This is a genomic window from Microbulbifer aggregans (assembly GCF_020524005.1).
Classification (GTDB): Bacteria; Pseudomonadota; Gammaproteobacteria; order Pseudomonadales; family Cellvibrionaceae; genus Microbulbifer; species Microbulbifer aggregans_A.
The window spans coordinates 59,656-74,835 of sequence record NZ_JAIVKK010000005.1; the positions used below are offsets into that span (position 1 = coordinate 59,656).

14 protein-coding genes are annotated in these 15,180 nt (G+C 57.2%); 9 read left to right on the forward strand and 5 right to left on the reverse strand.

Annotation, left to right across the window (positions count from 1 at the left end; translation table 11 throughout):
• Positions 1-8 precede the first annotated feature (8 nt).
• Both serC and gyrA read right to left on the reverse strand, forming a co-directional pair.
• A complete protein-coding gene (gene serC, locus LC093_RS10825; RefSeq protein ID WP_226664803.1) occupies positions 9-1,088 on the reverse strand; it encodes a 3-phosphoserine/phosphohydroxythreonine transaminase in 1,080 nt (359 codons plus the stop codon).
• 187 nt (positions 1,089-1,275) lie between these two features.
• Positions 1,276-3,867, reverse strand: coding sequence for a DNA gyrase subunit A (gene gyrA, locus LC093_RS10830; protein ID WP_226664804.1), 2,592 nt, complete (start codon positions 3,865-3,867; stop codon positions 1,276-1,278).
• A 239-nt stretch (positions 3,868-4,106) separates the two neighbouring features.
• On the opposite strand from gyrA, the gene LC093_RS10835 reads away from it, so the two are divergent.
• The 4 genes from LC093_RS10835 (at position 4,107) to LC093_RS10850 (ending at position 7,817) form a co-directional block, all read left to right on the forward strand.
• Positions 4,107-5,474 carry a TRZ/ATZ family hydrolase gene (locus LC093_RS10835; RefSeq protein ID WP_226664805.1) on the forward strand — a complete coding sequence of 456 codons (1,368 nt, stop codon included), beginning with the start codon at positions 4,107-4,109 and terminating at the stop codon, positions 5,472-5,474.
• 131 nt (positions 5,475-5,605) lie between these two features.
• Complete coding sequence (ubiG, locus tag LC093_RS10840; protein WP_226664806.1) at positions 5,606-6,310, forward strand: bifunctional 2-polyprenyl-6-hydroxyphenol methylase/3-demethylubiquinol 3-O-methyltransferase UbiG; 705 nt, start codon at positions 5,606-5,608, stop codon at positions 6,308-6,310.
• A 35-nt stretch (positions 6,311-6,345) separates the two neighbouring features.
• On the forward strand, positions 6,346-7,011 hold the full coding sequence (locus LC093_RS10845) for an HAD family hydrolase (protein ID WP_226664807.1): 666 nt from the start codon (positions 6,346-6,348) through the stop codon (positions 7,009-7,011).
• A 50-nt stretch (positions 7,012-7,061) separates the two neighbouring features.
• Positions 7,062-7,817, forward strand: coding sequence for a YciK family oxidoreductase (locus tag LC093_RS10850; protein ID WP_226664808.1), 756 nt, complete (start codon positions 7,062-7,064; stop codon positions 7,815-7,817).
• Here LC093_RS10850 and LC093_RS10855 read toward each other — a convergent pair.
• Positions 7,801-8,205 carry a VOC family protein gene (locus LC093_RS10855; RefSeq protein WP_226664809.1) on the reverse strand — a complete coding sequence of 135 codons (405 nt, stop codon included), beginning with the start codon at positions 8,203-8,205 and terminating at the stop codon, positions 7,801-7,803. The genes LC093_RS10850 and LC093_RS10855 overlap by 17 nt on opposite strands.
• 149 nt (positions 8,206-8,354) lie before the next feature.
• Between LC093_RS10855 and murQ the strand changes: the two genes are divergently transcribed.
• A complete protein-coding gene (gene murQ, locus LC093_RS10860; protein WP_226664810.1) occupies positions 8,355-9,281 on the forward strand; it encodes an N-acetylmuramic acid 6-phosphate etherase in 927 nt (308 codons plus the stop codon).
• Between the two features lie 110 nt (positions 9,282-9,391).
• Here the strand turns inward: murQ and LC093_RS10865 are convergent, their stop codons facing one another.
• A complete protein-coding gene (locus LC093_RS10865; protein WP_226664811.1) occupies positions 9,392-9,724 on the reverse strand; it encodes a hypothetical protein in 333 nt (110 codons plus the stop codon).
• Between the two features lie 163 nt (positions 9,725-9,887).
• On the opposite strand from LC093_RS10865, the gene LC093_RS10870 reads away from it, so the two are divergent.
• The 4 genes from LC093_RS10870 (at position 9,888) to LC093_RS10885 (ending at position 13,745) form a co-directional block, all read left to right on the forward strand.
• Positions 9,888-10,337 carry a hypothetical protein gene (locus LC093_RS10870; RefSeq protein ID WP_226664812.1) on the forward strand — a complete coding sequence of 150 codons (450 nt, stop codon included), beginning with the start codon at positions 9,888-9,890 and terminating at the stop codon, positions 10,335-10,337.
• A 305-nt stretch (positions 10,338-10,642) separates the two neighbouring features.
• Entirely contained in the window at positions 10,643-11,794 is a 1,152-nt protein-coding gene (locus LC093_RS10875; protein WP_226664813.1) for an RNA polymerase sigma factor RpoD/SigA, read from the forward strand.
• Positions 11,795-11,958: 164 nt separating this feature from the next.
• Positions 11,959-12,558: an acyloxyacyl hydrolase gene (locus tag LC093_RS10880; protein WP_226664814.1), complete on the forward strand. Its 600-nt coding sequence runs from the start codon at positions 11,959-11,961 to the stop codon at positions 12,556-12,558.
• A 179-nt stretch (positions 12,559-12,737) separates the two neighbouring features.
• The gene (locus LC093_RS10885; protein ID WP_226664815.1) at positions 12,738-13,745 is read left to right on the forward strand and encodes a glycosyltransferase family 4 protein; all 1,008 of its coding nucleotides are present in this window, start codon (positions 12,738-12,740) and stop codon (positions 13,743-13,745) included.
• A gap of 68 nt (positions 13,746-13,813) precedes the next feature.
• On the opposite strand, the gene LC093_RS10890 is transcribed toward LC093_RS10885, so the two are convergent.
• Positions 13,814-14,962, reverse strand: a complete 1,149-nt coding sequence (locus LC093_RS10890; RefSeq protein ID WP_226664816.1) for a glycosyltransferase — start codon at positions 14,960-14,962, stop codon at positions 13,814-13,816.
• Between the last annotated feature and the right edge of the window lie 218 nt (positions 14,963-15,180).

Consider the following 15,180-nt stretch of genomic DNA (forward strand, 5'->3'; position numbering starts at 1 on the left):
GACGCGGACTATCCATTTCGCTGCTCGAAGTCCGCCATAAACGCCACCAGAGCCTCAACGGCCTCCAGCGGAACCGCGTTGTACAACGACGCACGCATCCCACCAACGGAGCGATGCCCCTTGAGGTTCAGCAGACCAGCTTCTTCGGTCTCACGCAAAAACTGCTTATCCAACTTCTCGTCCGCCAGCACGAACGGCACATTCATACGCGAGCGACAGGAGACCTCTACCGGACTTGAGAAAAATTCGCTGCTGTCCAGGAAATCGTACAGCAGCGCCGACTTCTGAAGACTCAATGCCGCCATTGCATCGACACCACCCTGCGCCTTCAACCACTTGAACACCAACCCGGATAAATACCAGGCAAAAGTCGGCGGCGTATTATCCATCGAGTGCCCTTCCGCGGCGATTTTCCAGCTCAGGCTGCGCGGAATTTCCGGTATGGCGCGATCCAGCAGGTCGTCGCGCAGAATGCCCACGGCAATGCCGGACGGGCCGATATTCTTTTGCGCACCGGCATAAATAAACCCAAACTTCTCCACCGGAATCGGCTGCGACAGGATGTTGGAGGACATATCCGCGATCAACGGCGCCTTCACTTCCGGGATATAGGGAAATTCCACCCCGCCAATGGTTTCATTTGGCGTGTAATGAAAGTACGCGGCATCGCTACTTTCCACCCACGCGTCCGCCGCCGGTGCATAGGAGAAATTGCGGTCTTCCGATGAAGCCACAACGTTCACCTCACCATAACGGCGCGCCTCGCCAATGGCCTTTGCCGCCCACTGCCCGGTGTGAATGTAATCCGCCTTCTTACTGCCCGCACCAAACAGGTTCCAGGGCACAGCGCTGAACTGGGCCGTAGCACCACCTTGCAAAAACAGCACTTTGTAGTTGTCCGGAATGCTCAGCAAGTCCCGCAGATCCTGCTCCGCCTGCTCTGCCACAACCGTGTATTCCGGCGACCGGTGACTAACCTCCATCACCGAACAACCCAATCCCTGCCAGTCCAGCAGCTCTTCCTGCGCCTGCCGCAACACCGGCTCCGGCAACGCCGCAGGACCCGCACAGAAATTAAACTTCCTCATTGACTCAATTCCACAGAAGAAAACAGATTTGAACTAAAACTTTTCAATACAAGCACAAAGCGAAAGCCCCCAACCCCAAATCACTAGCGGTCGATTACAGAACTTTCACCCAAACAGTTTCCCATGCAACAAAGTCAAAAAAGGCCGCGAATGTTCGCAGCCTTTTTTGAGTTACACAGTTCAGGAATCACTCCTCAGCAGCGCCGTCTCCGGCGGCAGCGCCTTCGTCGCCACCTTCACCATCCTCGCCCTCACTTTCCTCAATACGCGCGAGACCGACCAGGTTTTCACCGTCTTTAAGGCGGATAACCCGGACACCCTGGGTGTTGCGACCCAGCACGGAGACCTCATCCACCCGCGTACGCACCAGGGTTCCCTGATCAGAAATCAGCATGATTTCCTCGCCGGGGTGAACCTGACAGGCACCCACCAGCGCCCCATTACGCTCGCTTTCCGCGATGGCAATGACACCCTGGGTGCCGCGACCTTTGGTCGGGAAGTCCGAAGTTGCCGTGCGCTTGCCGTAACCATTTTCGGTGGCCATCATCACGGAGCCACCCTCTTCCGGAATCACCATGGCGATCACAGACACGCCTTCCGCCATACGAATACCGCGCACACCGCGAGACACACGCCCCATGGAGCGGACATTCTCTTCAGCGAAGCGCGCCGCCTTACCAGCACTGGTCAGCAGCAGGACATCGCGACTGCCGTCAGTAATCGCCGTCGCCACCAGACGATCTTCCTCATCCAGCTCAATCGCACGCAATCCAACACTGCGCGGGCGCGAGAACGCGGTAAGCGGTGTTTTCTTAACAGTACCATTTGCGGTGGCGAAGAAAATAAACTGATTTTCTTCGTACTCAGAAACTGGCATCAGGCTGCTGATACGCTCATCATCTTCAAGCGGCAGCATGTTGACCATTGGACGACCACGGGAGGCGCGACCCGCCGTCGGCACTTCATAAACTTTGAGCCAGTACACCTTACCCCTGTTTGAGAAACAGAGAATGGTGTCGTGCGAATTGGCAATCAACAGGTGCTCAACGAAGTCCTCGTCTTTCACCTGGGTGGCAGACTTGCCCATACCGCCACGGCGCTGGGCCTGATAGTCCGCCAGCGGCTGACTCTTCGCGTAGCCGCCGTGGGAAATTGTTACCACTTTATCTTCCGGCGTGATCAGGTCTTCTACTGACAGATCCTGACGGGAAGCAACGATTTCGGTACGGCGCTCGTCACCATACTCTTTTTCCAGCACTTCCAGCTCTTCGCGAATCACCTGCATCAGGCGTTCCGGACTACCCAGGATCTCCAGGTACTCGGCAATCTGCTCCAGGCGCTCACTGTATTCCGCCAGCAGCTTGTCGTGCTCCATACCGGTCAGACGGTGCAGGCGCAACTCGAGGATGGCCTGAGCCTGGGCCGGCGACAGATAATAACTACCGTCGCGCAGGCCGAATTCTTCCGGCAGATCGTCCGGGCGGCAAGCATCGGCACCCGCGCGCTCCAGGAACTGCTCCACCTCTCCCACCGGCCAACCTTTGGCCAGCAGCGCTTCGCGCGCTTCGGCAGGGGTTGCGGACGCCTTGATCAACTCGATCACCGGGTCGATATTGGAGATGGCGATCGCCAGGCCTTCCAGGATATGTCCACGCTCACGCGCCTTGCGCAGCAAGTACACCGTACGGCGGGTGACCACTTCCTGGCGGTGGCGAATGAAGTATTCCAGCAGCTGCTTGAGATTCAACAATTTGGGCTGGCCATCAACCAGCGCCACCATATTGATACCAAACACGCTTTCCAGCTGGGTCTGGGAATACAGGTTGTTCAGGACAACATCGCCCAACTCGCCGCGCTTGAGCTCGATCACGACACGCAAGCCGTCTTTATCCGACTCGTCACGCAGCTCGGAGATACCCTCGATCTTCTTCTCTTTTACCAGCTCGGCAATACGCTCAATCAGGCGCGCCTTGTTCAGCTGATAGGGAATCTCGTGGATGATGATGGTTTCGCGATTGGTCTTGTCATCGCGCACCACTTCCGCCTTGGCACGGATATAGATACGACCACGACCGGTGCGGTAGGCCATCAGGATACCGGCGCGACCATTAATGATCGCGCCCGTGGGGAAATCGGGACCAGGGATATATTCCATCAGGTCGTCGATCGACAACTCGCTGTTATCGATCAGCGCCAGACAGCCACGCACCACCTCACTCAGGTTGTGAGGCGGGATATTGGTGGCCATGCCCACAGCAATACCGGAGGAACCGTTTACCAGCAGGTTCGGCACCCGCGACGGCAACACTTCCGGCATCTGCTCGGAGCCATCGTAGTTGTCGATGAAATTGACGGTTTCTTTATCCAGATCCGACAGCAACTCGTGGGCGAGTTTGTCCATGCGGATTTCGGTGTAACGCATCGCTGCCGCACTGTCACCGTCGATGGAGCCGAAGTTACCCTGGCCATCCACCAGCATGTAGCGCAGCGAGAATGGCTGCGCCATACGCACGATAGTGTCATATACCGCGCTGTCGCCGTGCGGGTGGTATTTACCGATTACGTCACCCACCACACGGGCAGATTTTTTGTACGGCTTATTCCAGTCGTTCTTCAGCTCGTTCATGGCGAAGAGCACCCGGCGGTGCACCGGCTTCAGGCCGTCGCGCACATCCGGCAGCGCACGCCCTACAATCACGCTCATCGCATAATCGAGGTAGGACTGCTTCAGCTCTTCCTCGATATTGATCGGAGAAATTTCTTTGGCTAGTTCGCCCATATTCTCAGGCATTCCTTATCGTTAACGCCGCCAGCCTATTCGGCCCCTAGGCGCCCCTCCCGACATCGGGTTATTGTTGGGAACCAGGCTGGGAAATAAGTGGGGCTAACTGGTCATAGCCCCAAACAAGCGGGCGATTCTACCACACTTGGCGCGCTGTAGGACGACTTATACAGACTTGTTCACGCCTCGTCTCACCGCTAAAGTCTGCGACTTTCCCCCGGAACAAAAATCGAACAATGGCAACCACCAGCAATTCGCACCCCACCGACCAATCGTCGAAAAAACAACCAGTCGACACACTGCTGCATGCGCGCTGGATCATCCCGGTGATTCCGGAACAACGCGTGTATGAACACTGCGCCCTGGCCATCAACGACGGCAAAATCCTCGCCATACTGCCCCAGCGTGAAGCCCGCAATCGTTTTTCCGCCAGAGAAGAGGTGAACCTGGGGGAACAACTGATCATCCCCGGACTGATCAACACCCATAACCACGCTGCCATGAGCCTCCTCCGGGGTTACGCTGACGACCATCCCCTGATGACCTGGCTGGAAAAACACATCTGGCCCGCCGAACAGCAGTGGGTCAGCCCAGAGTTCGTTGCAGACGGCACACGCCTGGCAATGGCAGAGATGCTCCGGAGCGGCACGACCACCTTCGCAGATCAGTACTTCTTTCCGGAAGCAGCCGCAGCCGCGGCCCGCGATGCCGGAATGCGCGCCCAAATCGCATTCCCCATCATCGACTTTCCCAACCCCTGGTCCAGAAACGGGGACGATGCCATCGACAAGGGCCTCGCCCTGCGCGACGACTACCGCTCCCACCACCGTATCGGCCTCGCCTTCGCACCACACGCCCCCTATACCGTGGGCGATGAAACCCTGAAGAAAATCGCGATTTACGCCGACGAGCTTCAAATGCCCGTGCAGATGCACCTGCATGAAACCGCCGGCGAAGTAGATAGCGCCGCAGCCGAAACCGGCATTCGCCCGATCGAGCGCCTGCACCGGCTCGGCCTGCTCTCGCCACAAATGCTGTGTGTCCATATGACTGCACTGGACGATAGCGATATTGCCCTGCTGCAGAAAACCGGCGCCCACATCGCCCACTGCCCACGCTCCAATCTCAAACTGGCCTCCGGCTTCAGCCCGGTCGCCAGGCTCGTGGAAGCGGGCATCAATGTATCCATCGGTACCGATGGCGCAGCCAGTAACAACGGGCTGGACATGCTGCTGGAAACCAACACCGCCGCCCTCCTCGCCAAAGCCGTCTCCGGTAAAGCCGACGCCCTCCCCGCTCACCAGGCCCTCGCCATGGCCACCATCAACGGCGCCCGCGCCCTGGGGATCGACGACGTAACCGGCAGCATCGAAGTCGGCAAGGCCGCCGACCTGTGCGCCATCGACCTCGGTGAACTGGAGCAACAGCCCCTGCACGACCCACTCTCACAACTGATTTACACAGCGAATGGGCACCATGTGCGCAACGTGTGGGTCGCAGGAAAGCAGCTGCTGAGGGACCGAAAACTCACAACCCTAAATGAAGAAGAAGTGCGACAACGCGCCTGCACGTGGCGTGATAGAATCGCCGGTCTCGTAAAATAGTACGGGCGCAGGAAACTTCTCGCGAAGGTTCGCGTTCAGAATTGAAGGTGGCGATCCCGGCAACCGTTTCCGGGACCGTCAGCGCTACTCGAGGCGGGCGAGCCCCCCTCCTGGAGATAAGACAAGGCAAGATGACCAACGTAGATCCGGCGGAAATCGCCAAATTTGAACAACTCGCCAGCCGCTGGTGGGACCAGCAGGGTGAATTCAAGCCACTGCATGAAATCAACCCACTGCGCGCCAATTATATCGACCAGCGCGCCCCGGTTGCCGGTAAAAAAGTGCTCGACGTCGGCTGTGGCGGCGGCATTCTCGCTGAAGCCATGGCCCAGCGCGGCGCACAGGTCACCGGAATCGATATGGGCGAGGCCCCACTGAACGTGGCCAAATTGCACGCCCTGGAATCCGGTATCAGCATTGATTACCGCAAGATCCCGGCGGAAGAACTCGCCGAAGCGGAAGCCGGCACCTACGACATTGTCACCTGCCTGGAAATGCTGGAACACGTACCCGACCCGGCCTCAGTAATCCGCGCCTGCACCAAACTCGCCAAACCCGGCGGCCATATATTCTTTTCCACCATCAACCGCACCCCCAAAGGCTGGCTGTTCGCGGTGGTTGGCGCAGAATACGTGCTCCGTATGCTGCCCAAAGGCACCCACGAATACGGCAAGTTCATCCGCCCCTCGGAGCTTGGCGGCTGGGCGAGAGAAGCCGGCCTGCAGACCCGGGATATCACTGGCATGACCTACAATCCACTTACCCGCAGCTACAAGCTCAATCCGCGGGATGTGGACGTAAATTACCTAATGCATGCCACCAAACCCGCGGAATAACGACGCGGGCACAATAAAATCCGATGTATCCCGATATGAAAGCAGTACTTTTCGACTTAGACGGCACCCTGTTCGACACCGCCCCGGATTTCGTGGTGGTGCTTAATCAGCTGCGTGAGCAGGAACAGCTGCCGCCCCTGGCAGATACCACCATTCGCGAAGTGGTCTCCAATGGCGCGCGCGCCATGGTGCGGCTCGGCTTTGGGGTGGACGAAGGTGAATCCGGCTTCGACGACCTGCGTCAACGCCTGCTCGACCTCTACCTGGCCCACCTGGCTCACCATACCGTCCCCTTCCCGGGCATCGAACTGCTGCTCAATCAGCTGGCGGATATCGGGATTGCCTGGGGCGTGGTCACCAACAAACCTTCGGCCTACACCATTCCGCTGATGCGCTCCTTCGCGCACCTGCCAACCCCCGGCGCGATCATCTGCCCTGATGACGTTACCAATCGCAAACCGGATCCGGAGCCTATCCTGCTGGCCTGCAACCGTATCGGCTGCCAGCCCGGGGAAGCCATCTATGTGGGCGATCACGAACGCGACATCATGGCTGGCCGCGCCGCCGGGATGCCGACGATTGCGTGCAGTTACGGTTACATCGACAGCGATGACGACCCCGCCAGCTGGAATGCCGACCACCTGGTACACGATGCCGGCGAAATCTGGCCACTGCTGCAGCAGCACTACCTGAAAAGCTGAGCACTGCCGACCAAACACAACCTTTTTCGATTTAGCGAGACACGGAATCCATGTCTGAAACCGTCACTGATTACACCGCCCGTGCGGACCTACTGAAAGAAAAAATCATCCTCGTGACTGGCGCGGGCGACGGCATCGGCCGCGAAGCCGCAAAAACCTATGCGGCACACGGCGCCACGGTCATTTTGCTCGGCCGCACAACCGCCAAACTGGAGGCGGTGTACGACGAAATCGAGGCCGCCGGAGGCGCCAAGCCCGCAATCCTGCCCGTAGACCTGTCGGGCGCCCGCTGGGAAGAATTCGAGTACCTTGCCCAGGGGGTTGATCAGGAGTTCGGGCGCCTCGATGGATTACTGCATAACGCCAGCCTGCTGGGGCAGCGCACTCCTATCGCCAATTACCACTTCGCCACCTGGCAACAGGTCATGCAGGTCAATGTGAACGCCGCATTCGGGCTCACCAAGGCGATGCTGCCCCTGTTGGAGCAGTCTGCGGCCGGCTCGATTATCTTTACCGGCTCCGGCGTAGGCCTGAAGGGGCGCGCTTACTGGGGCGCCTATGCCGCTTCCAAATTTGCCACCGAAGGGTTGATGCAGGTGTTGGCGGATGAGGTCGACGGCGTGTCCAATATCCGCGTCAACAGCATCAATCCCGGCGCCACTCGCACCAACATGCGGGCAACCGCTTACCCAGCCGAAGATCCGAAATCGGTCGCCGCACCCGCCGATATCATGCCCACATACCTCTACCTGATGGGTGACGACAGCATTGGCGTGAACGGCCGACAGTTCAACGCTCAGGGGTAACGCCGGGCGATTCGGATAACGTCACACGCCAGGGCGGGTTGAGCCGGTTCTCTCCCGCCCAATACAATTTGATTTTGTTACCACTGGGGTCGTACAACACGGCCTCGCGCCACAACCAGCGCATATCTTCCGGCAACCGGGAAAATTCAACGCCCTTCTCCTGCAAAACCGCTACGCGCTGATCAAGGTCTTCGCACTCGAAATAAATCACCGCGCCATTGCGAAAGTCCGAATCGTCCAACGCCAAAGAAAAACTGGCACCGCCCGGGGAACACTCGAAGCGCGCATAATGAGGTGTATCCACGATTTGCAGAAACCCCAAACGCCGATAAAACGCCGTCGCCAGTGCCATATCCCGTACCGGCAACGTAACCTGATTCAGATCCATTTCTTCTCAGCCGACTCTCCGTTATTTCACCCAACTATACTCCGCCAACTCCCACTGTGAATAGCAACCTCCGCGGGATTAAAATCGGAAATCCTGATTCTCCCGAAGTGCTGAAATAGCGCGATGATGGGCCCAATGGCGAGGGGGATATGAAAAATAGACTTCTGGACGAGCTCGGCTCGCTCACCAGCGAAGCCCGCAACCCCGACAGCCTGGATATCGACCTGCTGCCGGTAAAGGACATACTGGAAAAGATCAATGATGCCGATGCGCAGGTACCCGCCGCTGTGCGCGAGGTACTGCCAGCCATCGCCGAGGCCGTGGAGGCTGCTGTTCAGTCGTTCCAGCAGGGTGGCCGGCTAATCTACCTGGGTGCAGGCACCAGTGGTCGCATCGGCCTTCTGGACGCCGTGGAGTGCCCGCCAACCTATGGAGTACCAGAAGGCATGGTGATCCCACTCATCGCCGGCGGCGAAAACGCTGTTCACCGAGCTATTGAAGGCGCCGAAGATGATCCGGAGCAAGGCAAGGCCGACCTCAAATCCCTGCATCTCACCAGCAACGATACCGTGGTCGGAATAGCAGCCAGTGGACGTACACCCTATGTCGTTGGCGGACTGCAATACGCACGCCGCATCGGCTGCAAGACCGTCGCACTCGCCTGCAACAAAACCGCCGCGATAGCCAACGAAGCTGAGATTTCCATCCTGCCAGAAGTTGGCCCGGAAATACTGACTGGCTCCACCCGCATGAAAGCCGGGACCGCGCAAAAGCTGGTGCTCAATATGATCACAACAGCGAGCATGATTCGCCTGGGCAAGAGTTTTTACAACCTGATGGTGGATGTTAAAGCCACCAACAAAAAGCTGATTGGACGCACCCGCCGAATCGTAATGGAGGCAACCGGCATCACTTATGAAGAAGCGGATCAGGTTTTGAATGACTGCGACCAAAACGCCAAGCTGGCAATCATGGTCATTCTCAGCGGGCTGGACAGGCAGGCATCAGAAAAGGCACTTGGCGATGCCAGTGGATTTTTGCGACGAGCACTGCAAAACGTAAAGGCCGCGCAATAACCGATAGACTCGAATTACCAAAGTTACAGTGCACTTGCCTGACCATAATAAAAAAGCCCGGGGTAAACCCGGGCTTTATTTTTTACGCTTGTCACCTTTCGCAAAAAGCCTTATTCATCAGCGTGATCGATTTCTTCCGCCGCCTCAGCGACTTCATCCATCGCTTCTTCAACAACTTCAGCGGCGGATTCCATAACCTCATCGGTGGCTTCCCCAGCAGCCTCCATGGCTTCAGGCACATCGGCAAAAACATCGCCCTCGGCGGCGGCCATCACGCTTTCAGCAGACTCGACGACTTCGGCGCCAGCAGCCTCAGCTTCCGCCATTGCCGCGTCCACTTCAGTGGCCACGGCGCTTTCTGGCGCAGCGGGTTCAAGATTGACGTAGTAAAAATAGCCGCCAATGGCAGCGATAGCGAGCGCGGGAATAATGAGCTTTTTCATTTCCAACCCCTGACTGTGTGGAATGTTATGTTTGTTTTCGTTCGAACAGCGAAACGATTGTTCCACGGCACCAACAGCAGGTATGTGACCGGCCACACAAATTGATTTGTTCAGGCGGACCCGGTGGGGCAAAATCCCGGAAAAGCCATTACCGGAGTTCTCGATGAAATTGTTTTGCCGGCCACTGCCATACGCTGCACTTGCACTACTTTCTATTGCGGCCCTTGGCGCCACCTCCGCGTCCGCAGAGACGCTGAAATCCAAACTGCAAACCTGCACACAATACAGCGACGACACCAAACGACTGTCCTGTTACGACGAATTGGCCGACAACCTCAAACAGCACGCGATCAGTCAATTCGGCCAGGAGCAGAAGACAGTGATCGAAGGTGCTCCAGAATCCATCGTCGCCACCATCAGCTCCGTGCAAAAAGGCGCTTACGGGAAGTACACCTTCGTGCTGAACAATGGCCAGATCTGGCGGCAGACAGGTAGCACCAAGGTGATCTGGAAAGGCGGTGAGCAGATCGAGCTGGATCGCGGGGTACTGGGCGCATTTTATATGCGCAAAGTGAGCGGGGGCCGCTCCGTGAAGGTCAAGCGGATCCAGTGATCCCCTACCGCCCCTGGCCAGCAGGCTCAGGGGCATCCACCCCCCTGATTCTCGCCTCAGCACAATACCCCCCCGCACTCCCATTTCCATCTCCACCCGCATCCCCATCCGCACCCCATAAATACCGAACTGTGCAGTCAGGAATGCCCCGGCGCGCCTTTCAACCGTCGACTATAGTCAGAGTGTCGCATGGCGTTTTGCGCGCCATTCGATAATCCTGCGAACGGATCACGCCGGTTTTCTTACGGCACGCTGCATGGCGCGGGACCGCTGCACCATTCAGCCACAGCATAAGGTTCAGAATCTTGTCCCGAGTCAATATTCACTCAAGGGATGATGAATGGCTGAAGGAAAATAGCACTAACCTCTCCGGAGATGACTATTCCCCAAACGACGCGGAAGCGGCGTTTTCCGAACCGGACAGTACTGATGACAACGTAACTGCATCTGAAGAAAGCGTGGGTGAAAGTGTCGGCACCCCGATGCAAAACTACCTGAAACATCTCTACCGACTGGATCTGCTCACTCCAGAGGAAGAACACACGACAACCTGCCTGCTGCGGGAACTGGAGGACAAAATCATTGCCCTGCTGCAGAAACGGGGCGTCACGCTGGTGGACCTTCGCAGTGAAGGCGTGGAGCAGCGAGGGAGTACCGGCGCCTACGATCACGGTTTGATTATCGCGAAAGCCGAGGAATTACTGGCGGGAGACAAGATTTCCCGGCGCGACCGCAGCTCACTGCAAAGCCTGATGAAGCGCTTCAGAGCCCAACGCAAACGCCTGATTCAGTGCAACCTGAGGCTCGTGATAGCCATCGCCAAGCGCTTCCGCAACCCGTCAGTACCTTTTATCGACCTGATACAGGAGGGCAACGTCGGTCTGATGAAGGCAATTGAGCGCTTCAAGCCACAAATGGGTTACCGTTTTTCCACCTACGCCTATTGGTGGATACAGCAGGAAATCCAACTCACGCTGCGCCGCAATGACGATCTGGTACGGCAACCGGCCAACGTTCAGGATGACCTGCGCAATATCTACCGCGCCATCAATCAGGTACGCGCGGAAGGTCTGCCGGCGTCTGATGAAAACATTGCCAGGCAAACAGGCCTGGATCTGGAGCGGGTGCAAAACCTTTTGAAATTGCCCGGGCCCACCGGCTCGCTGGACGACCCTATCTCCGACGACCAGAGCAGTACTCGCCTGGACTATGCGCCAGCCAACGAACTGTTCAATACCGATGAACTGGTTTCAAACCAGGAACTGGCCGAGCGCCTGCGGGAAGCGGTCGCCAAACTGCCGCCGCGGCAGCGCACGGTCCTGAGCCTTCGCTATGGTTTGATTTCAGACCGCGACTGCTCCTTCCGTGTTATCGGCGAGCAATTGGGTCTCAGCCAGGAGCGGGCTCGACAACTGCACTCCGATGCACTCAGGCAACTGAAGCGGCAGTGGCGCTGACCAAGCGCGCAATTTACTACCGTCACCCCCAAAATGAGGGGCGCGCGCGCAATGCGCACTGCCCCTCATCCTCACCGGCTTTTGCTTGCGCTCCCCCTGTTTGCGACTAACCTTATTCCGGACAATGAAAGCCCGCTAACACTGATAATCGGCGACGTCTTCTCATGTGTAAAAGCCAATCCGTATTACCAACCTATCCCCCTGCACTGTTACTGGCTGCACTCCTGCTGGCATTGCTGCTCAGCCTGGGGATTGCTGAACCGGCCCATGCGGAAAAAGGTGATCAGGAATGGATTATCAGTGCGGGCAAAGGTCTTGGAAACGCGCTGATTCAGCAAAAGTCTATTGCGGGCGCAGGCATGGTAGGCGCCAACTGGTCATATCAGTTTTACGACTATCCCGCCAATCACCGTATACAGTGGTGGGCTCAGGGCAGCTACTCGTACATGCAAATGACCTATGGTGGCCGGGAGCAAAAGCAGCAGATCTGGGAGCTGAAGCCCGTTATGCGCTGGTATCCCGGTACCGAGGCGAGAGGCTGGTTCGGAGAACTCGGAATCGGTGCTGCCTACCTCACCGAGCGCAGCTTCGGTGTTATCGACCTATCAACCAACCTGAATTTTTCTCTGCATTTTGCCTCTGGGTATACATTGCAAAACGGCCAAACGGTTTCGCTGCGGTATAGCCATTTTTCCAACGGTTATACCAACACACCGAACCCCGGTTTCGATTTTGCATCGTTGAATTGGCACGTAACCTTTTAGGTAACGAGGCTCTCAAACCACCGCAACAAAATAGTCACAGTTCAATAAAAATCCTGTCACACAAGCCCGCGACAATACATTCACGTTAAATCACGATCCCACACGTGACTTGCGGGCAAAGCGCTGTAAAACCAACGTTAAACAACAACCGGCAGCGCCAGAACCGGATTTTCCGCCGAATGATCAAAAACATCTGCCACCTCATTGCCAGCCGGGAACATGGTGGGCTTGAAAAACATGTTGCCGACCTGTCACGCTGGCAGGCGAGAAACACCAACGCCCAGGTTTCAGTTATCGCTCATCCCAGATACCTGCCTACTCTGGATGAGAAAGTTCAGTTCATACCCTTGAACACCGACCGCAGCCGGCATCACCCCAACCTGGTCTGGCGGCTGGCCAATCAAATCCGCAAAGGCCAATACCAGATTGCCCACGGCCACGGCAGCAAGTCCGCCCAGCTATTGGCCGCAGTTAAACCGTATACCGAAGCCCTGCAAGTCATTACCCGGCACAACGTGCGGCACCCCCGGGACAAACTGGCCAGTACATTCGATGCCCGCATTGCCATCAGCGAAGGCGCCATCGCCAACTCCAGGCTGGAGTGGCACATCATACCCAACGGTGTGGAACGCCAGTCCCCGGCCGCCAATTCACCGCTGCTGCCAGAAATTATCCAACAGCGACCACTTTTATTGGCGGCAAGCCGATTGATAAAGGCACGCGGAATCGATCGTCTAATCGACGCCATGGCCCTACTCCCGGACACTTACTTGATGATATTGGGGGATGGCCCGGAAAAAGAGGCGCTAGAAGCGCAGTGCCGCAATCGCGGCCTGGAAAAACGTATCGTCTTTTTCAGTGCAGACAATACACTGGCGAACTTTCTGGAAGTAGCGGATTTACTGGTGATCCCCGCCCGCAGCGATGGGACACCGTACACATTGATCGAAGCCCTACTGAACCGCTGCCCGGTAGTATCGACCCCCACCGGCAACGCGCTCGATTATCTGCCCGAGGCCTACTTATTTTCGGATCTGACACACACGCACATTGCCGAAAAAATACAATGGGCGCTCGATCAGCCAAAAGAAGACTTTGCCACGCGGTTCGAACACGCCAGACAAGAACTGACGCTGGACAGCATGGCCCGCGCTACATGGCAGGTTTATTCCCGCTTGATCGCCTGAAACACAGATCCCGCGGGCGACCGTTCCAGCGGCAATAGCACACCACCGGCATTCGACCATAGAAACATTCAGAGTGACCCCGACGCAGGGGTATCCCTGCCGCACAGTACTTCGTACAGCGACAGAGCCTGCTGCGTCGTCTCTGTCAGGGAAAAACCCGCGAAGCGAATAGGCTGCGCCCCGGAAAGAATACTGAGTGCGGCGCTAACCAACGCCTCTACACTACTTTCCTCTACAACTCCCTGGGGGAAGCACAATTCCGCAACCTCCGCCGCCGCCCCGCGCCCTTTGATACAAACAACCGGGCAATTCATCGCCAAAGCCTCGGTCACTATCCGACCGCTACTCTGCGGTTTTTGCGCAAGGTCAAACGTAATCCGCGCACTGGCGTAAAATTCGCGCATGTCGCGACGGGCCCCAAGGAACAGAACCTTTTCACTCAACCCCATCTGCTGCGCCCGCCGCTCCATACGAAGGGCAAATTTTTCACCGCCGGGTGGAATCTCACCGACAATCACACCAAAAACGTCGTCGCGCTCCAGACTGATCGCCGCAAGCATTTCAAGAAAACGCTCATGCCCCTGCCCCGGCGCTACTTTTGCAGGCAGCAAAAGCCAGTGTTTGCCTTCCAGCTGAGGGTAGTCATTGAGGATCTTCTGGTGCCAGAGACCAGACACCGGTGCATTTTTATCCAGCTCGCGTGTGTTGACGCCCCGGTAAATCACCTGCGGCTCGCGCTCGCCCAGCACCGAGTTAAAGCGCTGCCTAAGATGTGCTGCCAGCCCACCGGAAGCTGCCACCACCCGCTCACCAGCGGCCAACGCCCGGTTGCTCAGGCGGCCGCGAAACAGCCCTCTGGACGGCACTTCGTGAATCGACGTTACCAGGCGCGGGCGCTGACTATCCGGCAAACCTTTCCAGGCAGCCCGAGCAATGCGCGCAGGATAAGGACCTCGTGCATGCAGGACATCCGGCTGTAGCGATTTTAAATGCGTCCGTAGCCGGCGCTTCATAATCAGGTTTCGCAACAGAGACGACTGCCCCAGCGGCAAGGTGATATGGCGACTCCCATGGAGCTGCAAGCGCGACACCAACTCTCCCCCGGCCGAAATCACAATGGATTCATGCCCCTGTTTGACCAGCTCCTGAGCAAACTCCAGCGCCGTAAGCGCCACTTCCCCGCCTTCCAATGAGGGTAATACCTGAACGATCCGCATAACTGTTACCCAGCCGTCCCTTTTGCATTCCTTAATGTATCCAGCAATTCTACCGCTGATTTAAACGCCATTGCGCAGAAATGTTGCGGCAACGACAACCGGTCACATTTCTGGCGCGATGCAGTAGCATGCGCTCTTGTGAAACAATCACACTGCCTATGAGCAATCGGTTATTACAAGTATTTGAAAGGGAGCCGCAAAGGAACAATGCAAGCAAA